We start from the raw sequence: 18167 nt of genomic DNA on the forward strand, positions 1-18167 counted from the left end.
CACCTTCACGGGGGAAGGCCCGTATGGCGGGAGGGGCTGAGCGGTCATGTGGAACTCGGATGCGGACATCGGCGAAGGAGGGGTTTCCATGCCCGCATCGTCGAAGGAACGACATGAATCTCAGGGGCGCCCTGTGACCGCCTCGCCGTACGTCGGGATGGTTTGTTCCGATGTAACTGACGGAACAGCAGAGTCCGATGCGTTGGTCATCGAGCGCTCCTGGGACGACCCGGACGCGTTCGCCGTGCTGTTCGATCGCTACGCCGATGACATTCACCAGTACACGGCCCGGCGGCTGGGCACCGAGGCAGCCGACGATCTGATGGCCGACACATTCGTCATCGCCTTTCAGCAGCGCCGGCGCTACGACCTGTCGAGGCCGCATGCTCTGCCCTGGCTGTACGGGATCGTCACCAACCTCATCGGACGGCACAGACGGGCCGAGGCCCGTCGCCTGCGGGCGCTGTCTCGTGTCGCCGTCACAGCGCCGGCCGAGGGGCGCGGTGCCGGTGAGGAGTTGGCGGACCGGGTGGTGGCCCGGGTCGGTGCCGAGAACACCCGGCGCAGCCTGGGAGCGGCTCTCGCCGGGCTGTCCGCCCGCAACAGGGACGTTCTGCTGCTGATCGCCTGGGGCGATCTCGACTACGCGGAGGCCGCGCAGGCCCTGGGCATACCGATGGGCACCGTGCGCTCACGGCTGCACCGCGCCCGCAACGCGCTACGCGAAGCGCTGGGCGGTTCGGATCCCACAACCCTTCGAGAGGACCTGGAGGAACCCGATCGTGGATGACCTCACGCGCGTGCGGCAGATGGAAACCGGCACGCCGCCGCTGACCCACGAAGCCCGCTCCGCCGCCCGCCTGCGGTTGCGGAACGCCATCTCTGAGGAGAAGCGTCCGCACCGTTGTGCCGCTCTGTCCCGGCGATTGGTGTTGCGGGTGGCGGTTGCCGCGACGGTGGCCGCGGTGGCGGGAACCGCTGTCGTCGCCACGAGAGGCGGCGAGGCGCGGGACACGTCTCGGATGACCACGCTCAGCGCGGCGCAGGTGCTGCACCGGGCCGCGGACAGGTCCCGGTCCGACAGCGCCGGGCTGCCGATCCCACGCGACGACCAGTACCTCTACACCAGGACGTTCATCACGCAAAAACCCCTTGAGGGCGGTAAGACCAAGACGTGGACGGACGAGAGCTGGCTGTCGGTGGACGGCTCCAAGCCCTCGAAGCGCCAGGAACACGGCAAAATCCACAACGATCCTCCTCGGGGCAAGCACGAGTGGATGTGGCCGCCCACCGCGTACGCGGGGCTCAAGAAGCTGCCGACCGACCCGGACAAGCTCCTCGAACTCTTCAGGCACGGCTCCAAGAGCACGCCTGAGAACGACGCGTCCGCGTTCTTCCAAGCCTGCTTGCTGATGAAGGGGCCGCGGGTCATGCCCCCCGGGCTACAGGCCGCCGCCTTCGAGGCACTCGCGGAGATCCCCGGTGTCAGGCTGGACCACAACCAGGTGGACGTCCTCGGCCGGCCCGGGATCGCGATCTCCCATCCCAAAGCCGCCTTCACGTTCGTGTTCGACCGTGAAACCTACGACTACCTCGGGCTGCGCACGAAAGGCAGCGGCCTCAAACGCGTCAAGGGAGGGTGGGAACAGGACAGCTGGTACTTCGAGACGAGGAGTTTGGAAGACCTGGGTGTGGTCGACCGGATCGGCCAGCGCCCCCAGAGCTGACAACCGCGCAGTCCGGTGAGCCCACCCCGACACCCAGCGCCCGCACGGAGGGGAGGAACGCCCGGCGTACTCGCCGGTTGTCGGCGTCGATGCCGTTGCACGGCGTGTGCCGTGCGCGTTCCGGACCATCGCCCCGTCGTTATACGACGCTGTTGGTTAATCCGGGGCCTGCGTGACGACGGGCTGCACGACCTAGTTGGGGTTGTGCAGCCCGTCTCGTGTTCAGGGGTGTTCGTGTCGTTGCGTGGGGTGGAGTTGGCGGAGATGACGCCTGGGTCACCGGCAGCCCTCGCCCGCACCCGCGTCTCACACTTCGCAGCGCTCCGCCCTGCTGGATGGGATTCAACGGGGCAGAAGCAGCCAACAGCGTCCGAGAAACGAGCCGGGGCCTTCGTCTGCCTTGGTCAGCGATGCCCTGGTTCGACTTCGGTCGGGGCTGCGACTTCACACCTCGCCCGTGTCCTCGCGCAGCATGGAGAGTACTCCATCCAGCTCGTCGGGCCTGACGAGCACGTCGCGTGCCTTCGATCCCTCACTCGGCCCCACGATGTTCCGGGACTCCATCAGATCCATCAGCCTGCCCGCCTTCGCGAAGCCGACACGCAGCTTGCGCTGGACCATTGAGGTCGAGCCGAACTGCGTGGACACCACGAGCTCGGCCGCCTGGCACAGCAGATCCAGGTCGTCACCGATATCCTCGTCGATTTCCTTCTTCTTCGCCGTCCCGGCCACGACGTCTTCCCTGAAGACGGGCGCCATCTGGTCCTTGCAGTGCTGGACGATCGCGGCGACCTCGTCCTCCGTGACGAACGCGCCCTGCATACGGGTGGGCTTGTTCGCGCCCATCGGCAGGAAGAGGCCGTCGCCCTTGCCGATCAGCTTCTCGGCGCCCGGCTGGTCGAGGATGACGCGGCTGTCCGCCAGCGAGGAGGTCGCGAAGGCGAGCCGCGAGGGCACATTCGCCTTGATCAGACCGGTGACGACGTCCACCGACGGCCGCTGTGTGGCAAGCACCAGATGAATGCCGGCGGCGCGGGCCAACTGGGTGATGCGGACGATGGAGTCCTCGACATCGCGCGGCGCGACCATCATCAGGTCCGCGAGCTCGTCGACGATGACCAGCAGGTACGGGTACGGCGACAGCTCGCGCCCGCTTCCCTCGGGCGGCTTCACCTTGCCGGTCCGTACCGCGTGGTTGAAGTCGTCGATGTGCCGGTAGCCGTACGCCGCGAGGTCGTCGTAGCGCAGGTCCATCTCCCGCACGACCCACTGGAGCGCCTCGGCAGCCCGCTTGGGGTTGGTGATGATCGGCGTGATCAGGTGCGGGATGCCCTCGTACGCCGTGAGTTCGACCCGCTTCGGGTCGACCAGCACCATCCGTACGTCCTCGGGGTCGCCCGCACCATCACCGAGGTGATCAGACAGTTGATGCACGACGACTTTCCCGAGCCGGTGGCGCCCGCGACGAGCACGTGCGGCATCTTGGCGAGGTTGGCCATCTCGTAGCCGCCCTCGACGTTCTTGCCCAGCGCGACGAGCATCGGATGGTCGTCCTCGGCGGCGTCCGCGAGCCGCAGCACATCGCCCAGCTTGACCATCTCGCGGTCACTGTTCGGGATCTCGATGCCGACGGCGGACTTGCCCGGGATGGGGCTGATGATGCGTACGTCGGGACTGGCGACGGCGTACGCGATGTTCTTGGCGAGCGCCGTGATCCGCTCGACCTTGACCGCCGGGCCCAGCTCCACCTCGTACCGGGTGACCGTCGGCCCCCGGGTGAAGCCGGTGACGGCCGCGTCGACCTTGAACTCGGTGAAGACGGTCGTCAGTGAGGCGACGACGGCGTCGTCGGCGGCGCTGCGCGTCTTGCCGGGACCGCCACGCTCCAGCAGATCCAGCGACGGCAGCGCGTAGGTGATGTCCCCAGCCACTGGCAGGTGCTTGTCGCCGGGTGGCGCGGTCTGCTGCTCGTCCGACAGCACCTTGGTGAGCGGGGGTGACACGGGATGGGTGACCGATTGACGCGGAATGTCGTTCAACGGCGGCATGCCGTTGAGTACGGCCCCGTCGAGCGCGGCGGCCGTCGCCGCGGCGAGGTCCACGGCATCCATCGGCTGGTCGAACTGCCGTTGTGGGGGCGGTGGCGGCGACGTGGGATACGGCGGGATGCTCACCGTCGAAGACGGTCTGCGAAGGCGTTGGGCCAGTTTCCACAGGGCTGTTCCGGCGAACAGCCCTGGGTGGGAGGTGCCCATGCTGCGCAGGCGATCTCGCACCTCAACTGCGCTCTGCGGCCGATGCGAGGGGTGTTTCTCCAGAAGCGCGAGGATCAGCTCGTCCCACTCGCCCGGGAGATCTGTCCGACGGCGACTCGGGGGGGGGGGAGCCTCGGTGACGTGCTTGACGAGCAGCGCGACCCCGCTGGCCGCTGCGAACGGGGGCTGACCGGTGACGAGCGCGTAGAACACACAGCCGAGGGAGTACAGGTCGCTCCGGTGGTCTGCCGGAACCGCCTGGGCCTGTTCCGGTGACATGTAGGCGGGGTTCCCAGCAGCGTTCCTGTCGCTGTCAGTGTCGTGTGGGGGGAGGTGTTGTCCAGGAACGCGGCGATGCCGAAGTCCAGGATCTTGGCGACGCCGCGCGGCGTGACCATGATGTTGGCCGGCTTGATGTCGCGATGCAGTACTCCAGCGGCGTGCGCCGTCGCGAGACCGTCGCACACCTGGGTGCCCCATGCGACCACATCATTGGGGAGCGGCGGCCCTTGATGGATGATGCGGTCGAGTGGCTGCCCGCCGAGCAGCTCCATGACGATGAAGAGCAGAGAACGCCCATTTACTTCAGCCGCGCCGATGTCGTACAGGGTCACGACGTGCTGGCTGTCGAGGCGCGCGACAACTCGGGCCTCGCGATCGAACCGCGCCATGGCGCGGGGGTCCGGGCCGCTCTCGCCGGCAGTCAGCGTCTTGACCGCGACTTCCCGGCCCAATCGCTCGTCGTACGCACGCCATACCTGGCCCATGCCGCCTGTGCCAACGAGATCGATCAGCCGATAGCGGCCATCAATCCGTGTCCCCTGCACTGTCCCCTCCCCGACATCAGCAGCGAAGTGACCACAAACCCAGCGTTCACGCTTCCTGAGGACCTCTTCGCGGCGACAGCATCCACGGCGATCCTACGGCCCCTGCCTGAGACTGGCCTCCACTCCTTCCACCCTGAAGGAAGGATCGGCGAACAAGTGCCCGGCCAGCAGACTCGCCACCAGTAACAGCGACCGGACGGTTCGGTTGTGGGACATGACCACCAGGTCGGTGGAGACCGTCATCACCGAGCGTGAAGCGGTGTGGAGCCCTTGCGTTGATGGGAAGTCCCTCGCACTCGGCGACAGAAGCGGCCATGTGCGGCTGTGGGACGTCGGCTCCCGCACGGTGACCGGCACCCTCACGGCCCACACCGACTGTGCCGCGTCCATGTCCTTCAGCCCGGACGGCAAGAAACTTGATACCGGTGGCTGGGACGGCACCGTCCGGTTGTGGGACCTCGCGCGCGCCGACTGACGTCCGACTGCCAACCCGGCGCGGCCGCCATCACCCGATCGGCCAGCCTCGGCCTCGATGGCCTCAAGGGAGGACGATTTAGCCTGGTCCGGTAGGAGGCACCGCCCAGTCGACCGATGGCACCGATGCCGGTCGTCACCGAGGCCGAGGCTGCGGCACCATTCGCATGCGTCGGAGGCTCCAGGGGGCTGTGCCGGGGATGAAGGGAGAGTCTCGGGCGGTCGGATGGGCCGCATGGTTGCGTTGTTTCGCAGCCGACGGTCCGGGCCGGCAGGGCGGTGAGCGATCCGGCGGCTCTTGCGTCCGGTGGCTGGGGGGCGAGCGGTCGTCGCGGGCAGGGGATCATGCCGGGTCCGGCAGGTTGATGAGGGCGAGTTTGGCCGGGTCGGTCACAGCGGTGATCTCGGTGATACGGCCGTCGGTGACGGTGAAGGCAAGGAGCGCGAGGGGCGTGCCGGTTTCGCTCCAGGAGATGACGCCGGGGCGGCCGTTGACGGTCGCGGCATGTCCTTGAGCTGCGCCGCCGGCCGTCTTCGCGCGGGTGGCGACTTCGGTGGCTCCGAGCGTGACGAACTGGCCATGGGGGGTGTGGGCGGTCAACTTTACTTCGGGGTGCAGCAGTTGCAGCAGCCGCTCGAACTGGCCGTTCCCGGCTGCCGCCAGGAAGGCCTGGACCACCTCGCGTTGCTGGTGTCCCCCGCTTGCCGGCCGCTGGGCAACCTGTACTTTCTTGCGGGCGCGGCTGGTGAGCATCTTGGTCGCGTCGGCGGACTTGCCGAGAATCCTGGCCGTCTCCCCGTGAGGCACGGCGAACACGTCGTGCAGCACGAACGCCAGTCGTTCGTCCGGGCGCAGCGCGTCGAGGACCGTGAGGAGCGCCAGGCCGACGGAGTCCCCGAGCGTCACGAGGTCTTCCGGAACAGGAGCATCGTGGAGCATCACAGTGAATTCGGGCAGTTGGTCGTCGAGGGCGACCTGCGGGCGGGCCCGGCCCGCCCGCAGGACATCGAGGCTGATGCGGCCGACCACGGTGGTCAGCCAGCCGCCGAGGTTGTCGATGGTGCCGGAGTCCTGGCGGGACAGACGCAGCCACGCCTCCTGGACGACGTCTTCCGCGTCGGCGTGCGACCCGAGCACGCGGTAGGCGATGGCACGGAGCCGGTCGCGATGGGACTCGAAGGCTTCGGAGACCGGATCCGTGCGATGGGCTTCGGGCATGTTGTTACCTTCCTTGAAACTGCTCCGTCATAGGGGTGACGGGCACAAGCCCCGGAACGTAATCCCGATGAAGGAGAGCACTCTCACATGGAGAACCGGCTCAAGAACAAGAACACGAACAACCCCGACGTGTGGACCGCGATCCAACACCTCCACAAGGCGATCGCGGCCGGGGGCGTCGACCCGAAGCTACTCGTACTGGTCCATCTGCGCGTCAGCCAGATCAACAGCTGCTCGGCGTGCGTCTACGCCAGTGTCGCCGGGGGGAGGAAGGCCGGTGACACCGACGAGCGGCTGCACAACGTGGCCGCGTGGCGTGAGGCGCCGTTCTACACCGGCGCGGAGCGCGCGGCTCTGGCGCTGGCCGAGGCCGCCACTCGTCTGCAGGATGGTGCGCAGGGAGTCACCGACGAGATCTGGGAAGAGGCTGGCGCCTATTTCACGGAGGAGCAGATCGGGGCGATCAACCTGGAGATCGCGCTGACCAATTTCTTCAACCGGATCAACCGCACCATCAAGGAACCGGCCGGCCGGACCTGGAGCTGAGCCCGGCACGGTTGCGTTCGCCTTCGCTGAGGGACTCGCCGTCGATGCCGGCGGAAACATGGGGGCGAGGAGTTGAAGTCGTCCCGTTATCTGACGCCTGGCACGCTGCCAGCGGCATGAGAGACACCTGAGGACAGCAGTCATCGGGCGTTTCATGCACGGACGGTAACAGCGGCGGGCACATGCAGCCACCATGCCTCTCGTGATCGGGGTGGCTGTGCACCGGAGCTTGTGGAGCCGCCGCGCCGTCGCGCGCCGACAACCAGCACTGGGGCAGTGCGGCCGACTCCGCAATGTCGATCTGCCGGTACGCCTTTGCCCTGCTGATCCGCAGCATTCCCCTGGCGGCGTAGCGACCCCCACTCGAGGGAGCTCACTCAGTGGTCACTTCTTTGGGCGACGACCATGTCGGTCGGGGCGTCGCCACAAGGCGATGAGGCAGGCGAGCAGGCCGAGGCCCCAGGCGATCAGAAGGGCACCCCACAGCGGCATGGTCACCAACGGGATGAGCAGGCGGATCTCGACGCTCGTACGGTTCTCAAAGATGAAGACCAGAGCGATCACGGTGAGCAGAACGAACGGCGCAAGGCGGCGGACGCCGGGACGGGAAAGAAACGGCGTGTGCTCCCTGGGGTGGTCTGTGCTGGTCCGAGCCATGGGCACCTCTCCATCGCATCGCCCCCTCGTCCATCGTCCCCTTCCAGCATGAGGCGCGCGACCGAGGAGATGACGGCCGGTGCGCGTCCTGCTGGAGTCGGCGAGTCGGCGAGTCGGTCTGACGGCCGGGAGGCGCTGGCGCGCGGCGGCAGAGCGGGCGCGGCGCTCAGAAGGAGTCCTTCAGCGCCGACTGGTGACGACGCGAGTTCTTGCCCGAACAATCCTCCTGCTGAGCCCGGCGGCTGGATCGTGCGTAAATTGGAAGTGCAGGCAGTCGCGCTCACAGGTCACGGAGAGCGTGTGATGGCAGCGGACATCGATTTCACGGCGTTCTTCGACGCCACACCAAGCCCGTACCTCATGCTGGACACGGACCTGGTCATTCGCTACGCCAACGCGGCATACCTGCAGACCACCGGCCGGACCCGAGAGCAGCTGATCGGGAAGTACTTCTTCGATGCCCTGCCAGAAAGTCCCGGCACGCCCTACGACACAAAACAGAGCCTGAAGTCGTCGCTGCGCCGCGTGCTGGACACCAGGCAACCGGACACCTTGGTGCTGCAACAGTACGACATCCCCGCCCTCGACCGGCCAGGCGGGTTCGAGGAGCGGTGGTGGTCCAAGATCCACACTCCGATTCCCGGCCTGACGGCCAAGTGAAGTGGATCGTTCAACGGGCCGAGGACGTCACCGCCTTTGTGCACTCACGCCTGGCACGACAGCTGACCGAGGAGTTCACCGAGCGGGAGAAAGGCATGGCGGCCGAGCTGTACGCGCGGGTCGGCGAGCTGCACCGGCTGAACCAGGAACTCCGCCAGGCCCACGCCCGTGAACGGCAGGTCGCCGTCGCCCTGCAGGAGGCCATGCTCTCCGCCCCCGACCTGGAGCACCACACCGACAACATCGCCGTGCGCTACCTGCCGGCGACCTCCTCACTTAACGTGTGCGGCGACCGGTACGACGTCGTCGACCTGCCACCCGACCGCTACGCAGCGGCGGTCGGAGACGTTGTCGGCCACGGCCTGCACGCCGCGGCCGTCATGGGCATGCTCCGCAGCGCCCTGAGCGCGGTCATCCGTGCCATTCCCAGTCCCGCCCAGGCCCTGGAAGTCCTCGGCCTGTACGCCCGCTCCCTGGACGGCGCGACGGCCGCAACCGCGGTCAAGGTACTCATCGACAGCCGCAGCAGACTGATCATCTACAGCAGCGCCGGACACCCACCGCCCGTCCTGCTCCACCCCGACGGGACCTGTGAACTGCTGGACCGAGCCACCGATCCGCCGCTCGGCGCCCGCCCCCACCATGTCCCCCGACCCCAGGCCGGCCTCGCCTACACCCCTGGGGACACTCTCGTGATGTACACCGACGGCCTCATCGAGCGCCGCGACGAGGACATCGACGCCAGCCTGGCCCGCCTGACCGCAGCCCTGGCCCAGGAGAGCACCCGCGCCCCCGACCAGCTGGCCGACGCTCTGCTGGACCGCCTCGGCACTGCCGCGGGCGCCGCCGACGACATCGCCCTTGTCATCATCCGCCTAGAACCCTGAGCAACCTCTCGACAGTTCCCGGCACGAGGGCGACATCTGGCGCACATTACGCAGTTGTACTCGGACGGCTGGCAGCGGGAGCGCCGGGCCGGTCGGAGCAGCGCCGGTCGGAGCAGCGGTTCCCGCTCCAGGCGCTTTCTCCCAGGCGCGCACCTGTGCGGACCGCCGAGACGTCGGTCGGATCCTTGACCGAGCGCCGCCCTCGTAACCCTCCTCTTAACGGCGGATGGCCTCTTCGAGCCAGCGGCGCCATGAGGTGTTCCGGCGGTCGCCGGGGTGCGCAATGGTGATGTCGCCGCAGATCGCGGCCCCGGCCACCCGTATCCGCGGAGCCCTGCCGTGCGGCGCGGTGTGCGCGCGGGGCAGATCGCGTACGTCTCCCAGGACGCTGCCGCAGGCCAGCTCGACCTGCACTCCTTCGGGCACGATCAGCCTTACGTCGCCGAACACCGCCCGCGCCGTCACGGTCAGCTCGCCGCTGGACGGCGCCGTCATCCCGCACAGGTCCAGGGTCAGATCCCCGAGTACCGCGTACGCGTCCAGGTTTTTCAAGCCGTGCACGGCCGGGCTGCGGATGGTGACATCCCCGATCATGGCGACGAACGTCCGCTTCCCTGTCGCCGCACCGGCACCAACACCGGCACCGGCAACGGCAGCCGCATCCGTGCCCGCGCCCGTCTCGCCGGCGGCGGGTAGATCCCGACCGAGTACGGCGAGTTGCTCGCGGGTCCGGGCCAGGTATGCCGCCTCGCAGCGGTCGGCCAGTTCCTCCAGAGTCAGCCGCCCCTCGCCAGTGGCGACCCGCAGCCGTTCCACCAGGGCCTCCCGCTCGGCGTCCGAAGCCAGTACCGACGCCCGCGTACCCCCAGCGGGTACGGGCGCCACAGCCGCATCCTTGAACAGACCGGGGCGTTCAGGGCCCACATTCATGACGCTGCCTTTCGTAAACAGGCGAAACGGCCAGCTTCTATCCCAACACGTCGCGACCACAAGCACATCGACGTGCGGGACGACTGGAATCACGCCCACTACATCGAAGGATGTAGTCGTAGGGCTCCGTGTCGTGCGGTGTCGGTGGTCGGTCAAGGCTCCGACAGACCATGCGCGAGGCTACGACCTGTTTAGGCTGACGTGAGCCAACCGTCCCACGCCCGGGTACGGGGACGATGCGCTCCTCCTGGTCACCAGCTTCTGCACCTTTCACCGGCACCACAACCGTGGCCCGCTGATCAACCCGGTCCCTGAATCGCAGCTCGCAGACGAGCGCTTGCCATGGCAACCAACAGGAGCCACTGCCGTCCTTCCGCCGCGCCTGGCTGCGACAGCGGATCACGCAGGCCGATCCGCGGGCGATCCCTGACGCAATGTGGACGAGTCGCGGTCGACCTAGTGCCGTGGCCGTGGGTAGAGCAGGTGCGGCCGGGCGGCCGCATCGTTACCTCGTGGGGCAGGCTCGGCCATGGCGGTGACCAGGCCGCTGACGGCGGTCACTTATGCGGGTACCAGGTTCGGGGAGGCAGCCATCGTCAGACCTCACTCACTCATCTTCACGTACGCCCCTTGCGTTCGCTGGATCCAGCCTCGAATCAGCAGACCAGGCCCAGCTGCCCGACCTGGAGCGGGATCATCGGGAGTGCGCATGGCTGGGAGCCATGGGGTCCGCCCGCGTCAGTCCCGACGGCGTGCTGTCCCTGCGGGGGCTCAAGCCTCTGGCACGAGCGGAGTTCAAGTGGGTGCTGAACCATCACGGTGAAGGCCCCACCGAGGGGGCGCGGTGGCCCATCAGCGTGGTGCAGCGGCTGGTCACAGAGTGCCAGCGGCAGCAGGTCGGCTCGCTGGCCGACCTGGACTTGAGCCGTGCCCCGCAGCATCCGCGCACGATCGCCCGCACCATGCTCGGCCACCTGCGGGTCGTCTATGAGGTTCCCCGAGATGCGGCGGGAGGTGACAGCTGGTCAGATGGGTCTCATGAGAGGACCTTTGACCATGGCTGCCCCGAGGAAATATCCGCTGGAGTTGCGGGAGCGTGCGGTGCGGATGTATCGCACGACCGAGCCGAGGCCGGTGATCAAGCGGCTGGCCGTCGAGCTGGGTGTGCATCCCGAGGCCCTGCGCGGCTGGATCCGCCAGGCCGAGGCCGACGCTGGTGAGAGCGATGACCGGCTGACCACCGCCGAACGTGAGGAGCTCGCGGCCCTGCGCAAGGAGAACGCGCAGCTCAAGCGGGCGAATGAAGTCCTGCGGACGGCGTCGGCTTTTTTCGCCGCGCAGCTCGACCCGACCCGGCCCAGGTGACGGCGCTCCTCGACGAGCACCCGCATCTGGGGGTCGAGCCGGTCCTGCGGGAACTGCACATCGCTTCGTCCACCTACTACCGCTGGCGCCGGCAAGAGCAGGAGCCGTGCGAGCGGCGGCGCCGTGACGCGGAGCTGACCGAGCAGATCCAGCGGATCCACGCCGATTCCGGCGGCATCTACGGTTCCCCACGCGTGCATGCCGTCCTGAGGCGCGAGGGTGTCCACGTGGGCCGCAAGCGGGTCGAGCGATTGATGCGCGAGGCCGATCTCGCGGGCGTCAGCCCCCGTCGTAAGGGTTTCACCCGCCGGGATCCGAAGGCCACTCTCGCCCCGGACCTGGTGAACAGAGACTTCACCGCGCCCGGTCCGAACCGGCTGTGGGTCACCGACCTCACCATGATCCCCACCGGCGAAGGGCCGCTGTGGCTCTCCGCGATCCGGGACGCCTTCTCCCGCCGGGTGGTGGCCTGGGAGACCTCCGGTTGTGCGGACGCCGACCTGGTCCTGTCCTCGCTGGAGTACGCCCTGGCCAGCCGCGAGGTCGAGCCCGGCAAGCTGGTTCATCATGCGGATCACGGCTGTCAGTACACATCGATCAAGCTGACAACTCGACTGCTGCGGGCAGGAATTGAGGCGTCCATGGGGTCCGTCGGGGACTCGTACGACAACGCTCTGGCCGAGAATCTATGGATGCTGGTCAAGACCGAGTGCGTCCGCGGCCGCGTCTTCGCGACCAGGGCTGAGGCGAACCTGGCCCTCTTCGAGTACATCGACGGCTTCTATAACAGCCGGCGCATCCAGCAACGGCTCGGCTACCTCAGCCCCATCGAGTTCGAGGAGAAGCACTACACCGACCAGGCGACGGCCGAACAAGCGAACCTGAAACCCCGTCACCCCGCCCTGACCAGCTGATCAGCACCTCCCGCACAACGGGGGAACCTCACTACTTCAGCCGGCAGGACACCAAGGAGGCCGGGTACATCGAGACCGACCACTACGGCGTCCGTATGAAGGGCCACAGCAGCAACTTCGACATCTCCCAGGTCAGCCAGCGCTGGCTGCGCGACCTGCTGTGGGACTACCTCGACCTGCGGCTGACCACTGACCCGCCTCGCGGCAAGGGTGTCTTCACCCGCCCCGGCGCGGCTGTGTCGAACTGAGCGCCTACCTCGAAGCGCACGCGCCGGACGGCGGTCACGACCCCACGGTCTTGAGCAAGGAACACATGGCCGGCTTCGTGACCGACCAGCGGCACCGGGCCGCGCACGGGCTCAAGCCGCTGGGCGTCCACTACAAGGTCCTGCGGCGCAAGCGTGGTCCGGTCGCCGTCACTCAGGCGCAGGTAGCGGGCATCTTCAGCTCGGCCCGACACGTGCTGCGCACCGCGATGGACGCGGGTGAGACGGAACGCATCGGTCTCGATCGTAGGTTCGTGGTCGCGCTGCCGCCGGGCGGCAACCCGGGCGGCAGGCGTCGCCGCCCGCTTTCGGACCAAGCGGCACGTGCGCTCGCCGACGAAGTGAACCTGAGCTGTCTGGACGCCGGACGTCGATGACCGCGGCCTGCGCGACATCTGGGAGTCCATCGTCACCACCGGACGTCGGTGCAGCGAGATCCTCACCCCGGCTGGACTGCATCGGCCGCTACAAGGGGCTGCCCCTTCTCTGGCACGACCAGAGCAAGGTCGGGAAGCTGGAGGAAGCCATCCGCATCTCCAAGCGGATGTACCAGCGCATCGAGCAACGGCAGGCCTTGAGTTCGACGGCTGCCTCGTCGCCGGGGCGCATGGGCCGCAGGTCGCGGGCGCATCCTGGCCTGGTCGGCGATCACATGGGCGTCGCGGGCATCGGTCTTGCCCTCGCCGCGGTAGCCGTCGGAGGCCCGGTTCACCAGCCGGCCGGGGATGTAGAGGACCTCCTGGCCGTGGCTGACCAGCAGGGCCAGCAACAGCGCCGGTTGCCCACCGGTCATGTCGATGGCCCAGGTGACCTCGCGGCCTTCGGCGAGGTCGAGGACGTCCCCGATCAGCTTCAGCAGCTCAGGCTCGTCGTTGGGGACCCGCCGCGACAGGAAGGTCTTCCCGTCCACATCCAGGGCGAGGCCGTGGTGGTGGCCCTTGCCGCTGTCGATCCCCGCCCATATCCGGCTCATCGTGCTCCTGACGTGCGTGTGCGTACGGTTCGTACCACGGACGACCTCGCCGGCATTGCTTCACACAGCGACTTGTTCGCACTTCCTAATCGGCGGCCGAGTCGTCGTGGGGTGCCGGGCGGCGAAGCCTGGGAAGCCACGAGACGGCAGCCGACTGATAACCACCCCAGCACCCCTGGGTGACCCAACCCTACGAATGGCTCGATCAACCCGAGCAAGAAGGTAGAGCCGACTGATGTCTTCAATGCCACCAAATGTCTTCAAAGCCGCCTGTCACCCGACTTGCTAGGTTTGGCCGCATGAGAGCTGATACACCCATGCGACCGATCAGACGGCTGCGTTCGAAGGTGGCTGACCGACCGCTCTGGGCCTGGGCTCTCGCCGCCGTCGTCGCCTGCTGCGGCATGGGCACCTATCTCGTCTTCTCCCCGGGCTTTCTGAGCGGGGACAGCATCTCCCAGCTCGAGCAGGCCCTGGGCACCCAGCCGATGCACGACTGGCATCCGCCCGTGATGGCGCTCCTGTGGCGCGCGTTGATCGACGTGACGGGCACTCCCGCCGCCATGGCCGCCCTGCAGTCCGCCGTCCTGTGGGCGGCGCTGTGGGTCGTCGCCTGGCGGGTCTGGGCGCGCACCGGCAACCGGGCAGGCTCCCTGGCGGTCCTCGCGATCGGGCTGGCCCCGCACATCATGAACTTCACTGGCGTGGTGTGGAAAGACGTCCACATGGCGTTCGCGCTCCTCGCCGCCTGCGCGATCGTCTTCGTCGCCCAGAGCCTCCCGGCCGACCGCTCGCGCACCCGCTGGGTGCTGCTGGTGCTCGGGGTCCTCTTCATCGGCTACGCCATCCTGGTCCGCAAGAACGCGCTGCTGGCCGGAATTCCGGTCTTCATCCTGCTCGTACGCGCCATGTGGCCCGCGCCGGGCCGACGGAGGTGGTTGATCTCCACCGGAGCGCTCGTCGCCGTCATCGCCGTCATGAGCACTGTCGTCAGCGTCGTCGCCAAGCCGGCCGAGACCCGTCAGTACGCGCAGGTCATGCTAGACGACCTGGTGCACGTACTCCCCGTGGAAGAGGTACGGAAGGCGGCCGGGGAGGCGGCGACGACGCCGGACTTCCAGAACAACATGGTCACCACCACCCAGCGGTGCATGGCCCAGGGGACGCGGAAGGAGAAGCTGTCCGATGCGTACTTCGAGTGCTACCCGCGCGACTTGGCCCTGGGCCCGCTGGCAGACTACGCCGACCAGCTGACCTCGATGTGGCTCAGCGAGATCCCCCGCCACCTGCCCCAGTACGCCGAGTATCGCCTGCAGGTCTTCACGCACCAGCTGTTCCAGGGCAGGTACCAGTTCCAGAACTCCCGGATGGACGTCCCTGGAATCGACGCGCCCGACGTGCGCCGCAAGGCCATGCTGAGCTACTACGTCCTCGGTTCGTACCGGGACATGCCGCTGCTCTTCGCCGGATGGTTCTGGCTGGCCGTCGGGTTCGTGATGGCGATCTGGCCGGGCCGGGGGCCGTTCCGGATGCTGGTGCGCGCGATGGGCATCAGCTCGGTGCTCTACATCCTCGGCTACCTGCCGACCTCTCCGGCCAGTGACTACCGGTACGTGTACTGGCCCGCGCTCGCCGGCACGCTCTGTCTCCTGCTGGTCTGGCTGGGGCGGACCAGGACGCCGCTCGCGGCCGTGCCTGACCCCGCACCGGCGGATCGCGAGCAGCCACGGGGAAGCAAGCAGGCCGGTGCCGATGCGGGTGACGACGCTGGCGCCGGTGCGGGTGACGACGCCAGGAGTGTTCAGCCGGCCGGCTGAAGCGGCTTGGCGACCCGGCAGCGGCACCGACCCCGAGCTGATGGAACCCCGTTACTGAGGTCAGGGTGGGGTCGGCGGGTTGATGGCCAGGCTTGTGGCGGTGAGGCAGCCGTCGATCAGGCGGGGCCGGAGTTGGATCCTGCGTAACTCGCTGCGGAGTTTGCGGTCGAGGTCGTCGGGTGTGGTGAAAGCGGTGTTGGTCATCGCTCTGCGCACGAGTGACCAGAGGGCTTCGACGGGATTCAGGTCGGGTGCATACGGCGGAAGCCGGACGGTGGTGAGCCAGTCGTGCTCGGCCTCGTACCGCTTTAGCCCTGCGGCAGGTGGGTGTTGAGATTGTCCCAGACCACCACGATCGGGCCGTCGAGCTGGATGTGTGCCCGCACCAGCAGGTCGCGATAGTCCTGCCAGGAGAAGCTCTTGCGTGCGCCCTTGCGTGACCCGTTGCCCGGCTAACGCAGGTGCTCCCTACCGTCCCCTCGCTCACTCTGCCGGACAGACCGGCGGCTGAGGTTCCCCCGTTGTGCGGGAGGTGCTGATCAGCTGGTCAGGGCGGGGTGACGGGGTTCCAGGTTCGCTTGTTCGGCCGTCGCCTGGTCGGTGTAGTGCTTCTCCTCGAACTCGATGGGGCTGAGGTAGCCGAGCCGTTGCTGGATGCGCCGGCTGTTATAGAAGCCGTCGATGTACTCGAAGAGGGCCAGGTTCGCCTCAGCCCTGGTCGCGAAGACGCGGCCGCGGACGCACTCGGTCTTGACCAGCATCCATAGATTCTCGGCCAGAGCGTTGTCGTACGAGTCCCCGACGGACCCCATGGACGCCTCAATTCCTGCCCGCAGCAGTCGAGTTGTCAGCTTGATCGATGTGTACTGACAGCCGTGATCCGCATGATGAACCAGCTTGCCGGGCTCGACCTCGCGGCTGGCCAGGGCGTACTCCAGCGAGGACAGGACCAGGTCGGCGTCCGCACAACCGGAGGTCTCCCAGGCCACCACCCGGCGGGAGAAGGCATCCCGGATCGCGGAGAGCCACAGCGGCCCTTCGCCGGTGGGGATCATGGTGAGGTCGGTGACCCACAGCCGGTTCGGACCGGGCGCGGTGAAGTCTCTGTTCACCAGGTCCGGGGCGAGAGTGGCCTTCGGATCCCGGCGGGTGAAACCCTTACGACGGGGGCTGACGCCCGCGAGATCGGCCTCGCGCATCAATCGCTCGACCCGCTTGCGGCCCACGTGGACACCCTCGCGCCTCAGGACGGCATGCACGCGTGGGGAACCGTAGATGCCGCCGGAATCGGCGTGGATCCGCTGGATCTGCTCGGTCAGCTCCGCGTCACGGCGCCGCCGCTCGCACGGCTCCTGCTCTTGCCGGCGCCAGCGGTAGTAGGTGGACGAAGCGATGTGCAGTTCCCGCAGGACCGGCTCGACCCCCAGATGCGGGTGCTCGTCGAGGAGCGCCGTCACCTGGGCCGGGTCGGGTCGAGCTGCGCGGCGAAAAAAGCCGACGCCGTCCGCAGGACTTCATTCGCCCGCTTGAGCTGCGCGTTCTCCTTGCGCAGGGCCGCGAGCTCCTCACGTTCGGCGGTGGTCAGCCGGTCATCGCTCTCACCAGCGTCGGCCTCGGCCTGGCGGATCCAGCCGCGCAGGGCCTCGGGATGCACACCCAGCTCGACGGCCAGCCGCTTGATCACCGGCCTCGGCTCGGTCGTGCGATACATCCGCACCGCACGCTCCCGCAACTCCAGCGGATATTTCCTCGGGGCAGCCATGGTCAAAGGTCCTCTCATGAGACCCATCTGACCAGCTGTCACCTCCCGCCGCATCTCGGGGGAACCTCAGGCACCGACACTGAGGAAGACATGCCTGCCATCACGCGCATCGACCAGATCCCCCCATCCCATACGATCTTCCCGCCCGACAGCCACCCCGACCTGCAACAACCCGGAACCGTGCACCACGGCTGGAACACCGGCCGCCAGCTCCTCCTGCACGCCGTGGGCAGCCCCCTGGCCAAACCGATGACCGGGCAGGACCAACCCCTCCGGCAGCAGGCGATCACACAACTGCGCGCGCTCCGCCCCTATCTCCACGAGGTGGCTGGCCCGCTCACGCTCGCGCTCCACGTCAGCGCCGTCACCGGACGTGGACACCAACTCTCTCGCCCCTCTGATCGGTGAGGCCCTCGCGGACCTGGGCGACTGGGGGATCCGAGCCCCGCTGCCTGAGCAACTCGAACTGATCACACGGTCCGTCCACGCACTGCAGCCCTGCATGCCCGACTGACCGTCGCTCACCGGGAGTGCTGTTCCGCCGCGCGGAACAGCACCCCCGAACGCGGAGCCGAAAGGTGACACGCGAAGGCCCGAGCACCGATGTCGCTGCGGCGGGCGCACTCCGCGTTGTCCGCGCCCTCCACGCCCAGGCCAGCTCGCCGGCGGCGCTGCGGGCGCGCTCGGCGGCGCGCGAGCCGATGATCACCTTCTGGCCCGCCCTGGCCAGGCGGTACGCGAGCCCGCGCCCCTGGTCGCCGGTCCCGCCGAGCACGCCGACGACCAGGCCGGATACGTCGGGGAGGTCCCAGGGGTCCTTGGCGGCGGGCTTCTTTGCGCTGTCAGTCGAAGTCATACGCCGACCCTACTTGCTGGTAGGCAACTGCC

Annotated in this window: 15 protein-coding genes and 7 pseudogenes; 11 read left to right on the top strand and 11 right to left on the bottom strand. The window is 67.9% G+C overall.

Translation table 11 applies throughout. The features are described 5' to 3' along the window. Positions 1–157: 157 nt before the first annotated feature. Positions 158–790, top strand: coding sequence for an RNA polymerase sigma factor (locus tag AS594_RS33770; protein ID WP_069933748.1), 633 nt, complete (start codon positions 158–160; stop codon positions 788–790). Further along, positions 783–1727, top strand: a complete 945-nt coding sequence (locus tag AS594_RS33775; protein ID WP_069774803.1) for a CU044_5270 family protein — start codon at positions 783–785, stop codon at positions 1725–1727. Before AS594_RS33770 ends, AS594_RS33775 begins: the two co-directional genes overlap by 8 nt. A gap of 444 nt (positions 1728–2171) precedes the next feature. Here the strand turns inward: AS594_RS33775 and AS594_RS33780 are convergent. The 3 pseudogenes from AS594_RS33780 to AS594_RS48045 form a co-directional block, all read right to left on the bottom strand. Beyond that, positions 2172–3841 (bottom strand): annotated as a pseudogene (locus tag AS594_RS33780) (DNA translocase FtsK); the annotation flags it as partial. A gap of 234 nt (positions 3842–4075) precedes the next feature. Next, a pseudogene (locus AS594_RS48040) lies at positions 4076–4462 on the bottom strand (protein kinase domain-containing protein); the annotation flags it as partial. Beyond that, positions 4348–4749: pseudogene (locus AS594_RS48045) on the bottom strand (serine/threonine-protein kinase); the annotation flags it as partial. The pseudogenes AS594_RS48045 and AS594_RS48040, both read right to left, overlap by 115 nt. A 274-nt stretch (positions 4750–5023) precedes the next feature. Between AS594_RS48045 and AS594_RS33790 the strand changes: the two are divergent. After that, positions 5024–5284 carry a WD40 repeat domain-containing protein gene (locus AS594_RS33790; RefSeq protein WP_141747192.1) on the top strand — a complete coding sequence of 87 codons (261 nt, stop codon included), beginning with the start codon at positions 5024–5026 and terminating at the stop codon, positions 5282–5284. A gap of 342 nt (positions 5285–5626) precedes the next feature. On the opposite strand, the gene AS594_RS33795 is transcribed toward AS594_RS33790, so the two are convergent. After that, entirely contained in the window at positions 5627–6502 is an 876-nt protein-coding gene (locus tag AS594_RS33795) for a sigma-70 family RNA polymerase sigma factor (protein ID WP_069931940.1), read from the bottom strand. A gap of 87 nt (positions 6503–6589) precedes the next feature. Here AS594_RS33795 and AS594_RS33800 point away from each other — a divergent pair, with 87 nt between their 5' ends. Beyond that, positions 6590–7048 (top strand): carboxymuconolactone decarboxylase family protein, encoded by a 459-nt coding sequence (locus AS594_RS33800; protein WP_069931939.1) that lies wholly within the window; start codon positions 6590–6592, stop codon positions 7046–7048. A gap of 384 nt (positions 7049–7432) precedes the next feature. Here the strand turns inward: AS594_RS33800 and AS594_RS33805 are convergent, their stop codons facing one another. Next, positions 7433–7705 carry a LapA family protein gene (locus AS594_RS33805; RefSeq protein WP_069774798.1) on the bottom strand — a complete coding sequence of 91 codons (273 nt, stop codon included), beginning with the start codon at positions 7703–7705 and terminating at the stop codon, positions 7433–7435. A 303-nt stretch (positions 7706–8008) separates the two neighbouring features. On the opposite strand from AS594_RS33805, the pseudogene AS594_RS33810 reads away from it, so the two are divergent. Beyond that, a pseudogene (locus AS594_RS33810) lies at positions 8009–9252 on the top strand (SpoIIE family protein phosphatase). 216 nt (positions 9253–9468) lie between these two features. On the opposite strand, the gene AS594_RS33815 reads toward AS594_RS33810, so the two are convergent. After that, positions 9469–10137, bottom strand: coding sequence for a DUF1707 SHOCT-like domain-containing protein (locus AS594_RS33815; protein ID WP_167368074.1), 669 nt, complete (start codon positions 10135–10137; stop codon positions 9469–9471). Positions 10138–11238: 1101 nt separating this feature from the next. Here AS594_RS33815 and AS594_RS33825 point away from each other — a divergent pair. The 4 genes from AS594_RS33825 (at position 11239) to AS594_RS33835 (ending at position 13104) form a co-directional block, all read left to right on the top strand. Continuing rightward, positions 11239–11547: a transposase gene (locus AS594_RS33825; RefSeq protein WP_069774646.1), complete on the top strand. Its 309-nt coding sequence runs from the start codon at positions 11239–11241 to the stop codon at positions 11545–11547. Then, positions 11544–12461 (top strand): IS3 family transposase, encoded by a 918-nt coding sequence (locus tag AS594_RS33830; RefSeq protein ID WP_069935714.1) that lies wholly within the window; start codon positions 11544–11546, stop codon positions 12459–12461. Before AS594_RS33825 ends, AS594_RS33830 begins: the two co-directional genes overlap by 4 nt. Before the next feature lie 95 nt (positions 12462–12556). Beyond that, on the top strand, positions 12557–12709 hold the full coding sequence (locus tag AS594_RS44915) for a hypothetical protein (RefSeq protein ID WP_167368075.1): 153 nt from the start codon (positions 12557–12559) through the stop codon (positions 12707–12709). A gap of 50 nt (positions 12710–12759) precedes the next feature. Further along, complete coding sequence (locus AS594_RS33835) at positions 12760–13104, top strand: hypothetical protein (protein WP_141743726.1); 345 nt, start codon at positions 12760–12762, stop codon at positions 13102–13104. Between the two features lie 196 nt (positions 13105–13300). Here AS594_RS33835 and AS594_RS33840 read toward each other — a convergent pair. After that, a pseudogene (locus AS594_RS33840) lies at positions 13301–13700 on the bottom strand (IS110 family transposase); the annotation flags it as partial. Between the two features lie 347 nt (positions 13701–14047). Here AS594_RS33840 and AS594_RS33845 point away from each other — a divergent pair. Further along, the gene (locus AS594_RS33845; RefSeq protein ID WP_141747193.1) at positions 14048–15517 is read left to right on the top strand and encodes a hypothetical protein; all 1470 of its coding nucleotides are present in this window, start codon (positions 14048–14050) and stop codon (positions 15515–15517) included. 60 nt (positions 15518–15577) lie between these two features. On the opposite strand, the pseudogene AS594_RS33850 reads toward AS594_RS33845, so the two are convergent. From AS594_RS33850 to AS594_RS33860, 3 genes and pseudogenes are all read right to left on the bottom strand, one after another. After that, positions 15578–15951, bottom strand: a pseudogene (locus AS594_RS33850) (transposase); the annotation flags it as partial. 105 nt (positions 15952–16056) lie between these two features. Beyond that, entirely contained in the window at positions 16057–16974 is a 918-nt protein-coding gene (locus AS594_RS33855) for an IS3 family transposase (protein WP_069931936.1), read from the bottom strand. Beyond that, positions 16971–17279, bottom strand: a complete 309-nt coding sequence (locus tag AS594_RS33860) for a transposase (RefSeq protein ID WP_069774646.1) — start codon at positions 17277–17279, stop codon at positions 16971–16973. Before AS594_RS33860 ends, AS594_RS33855 begins: the two co-directional genes overlap by 4 nt. Before the next feature lie 90 nt (positions 17280–17369). Between AS594_RS33860 and AS594_RS41545 the strand changes: the two genes are divergently transcribed. Beyond that, positions 17370–17687: a hypothetical protein gene (locus AS594_RS41545; RefSeq protein ID WP_240509151.1), complete on the top strand. Its 318-nt coding sequence runs from the start codon at positions 17370–17372 to the stop codon at positions 17685–17687. Positions 17688–17881: 194 nt separating this feature from the next. Here AS594_RS41545 and AS594_RS33870 read toward each other — a convergent pair. After that, a pseudogene (locus tag AS594_RS33870) lies at positions 17882–18135 on the bottom strand (NAD(P)-binding domain-containing protein); the annotation flags it as partial. Positions 18136–18167 lie beyond the last annotated feature (32 nt).

The sequence above is a fragment of the Streptomyces agglomeratus genome, from assembly GCF_001746415.1.
Lineage (GTDB): Bacteria > Actinomycetota > Actinomycetes > Streptomycetales > Streptomycetaceae > Streptomyces > Streptomyces agglomeratus.

What these genes read in the sequence shown, in the direction of transcription:
- AS594_RS33825 (WP_069774646.1), top strand. Translation starts at nt 11,239, where the DNA reads ATGGCTGCCCCGAGGAAATATCCGCTGGAGTTGCGGGAGCGTGCGGTG.
- AS594_RS33790 (WP_141747192.1), top strand. Translation starts at nt 5,024, where the DNA reads ATGACCACCAGGTCGGTGGAGACCGTCATCACCGAGCGTGAAGCGGTG.
- AS594_RS41545 (WP_240509151.1), top strand. Translation starts at nt 17,370, where the DNA reads ATGCCTGCCATCACGCGCATCGACCAGATCCCCCCATCCCATACGATC.
- AS594_RS44915 (WP_167368075.1), top strand. Translation starts at nt 12,557, where the DNA reads ATGAAGGGCCACAGCAGCAACTTCGACATCTCCCAGGTCAGCCAGCGC.
- AS594_RS33795 (WP_069931940.1), bottom strand. Translation starts at nt 6,502, where the DNA reads ATGCCCGAAGCCCATCGCACGGATCCGGTCTCCGAAGCCTTCGAGTCC.
- AS594_RS33800 (WP_069931939.1), top strand. Translation starts at nt 6,590, where the DNA reads ATGGAGAACCGGCTCAAGAACAAGAACACGAACAACCCCGACGTGTGG.
- AS594_RS33860 (WP_069774646.1), bottom strand. Translation starts at nt 17,279, where the DNA reads ATGGCTGCCCCGAGGAAATATCCGCTGGAGTTGCGGGAGCGTGCGGTG.
- AS594_RS33805 (WP_069774798.1), bottom strand. Translation starts at nt 7,705, where the DNA reads ATGGCTCGGACCAGCACAGACCACCCCAGGGAGCACACGCCGTTTCTT.
- AS594_RS33770 (WP_069933748.1), top strand. Translation starts at nt 158, where the DNA reads ATGGTTTGTTCCGATGTAACTGACGGAACAGCAGAGTCCGATGCGTTG.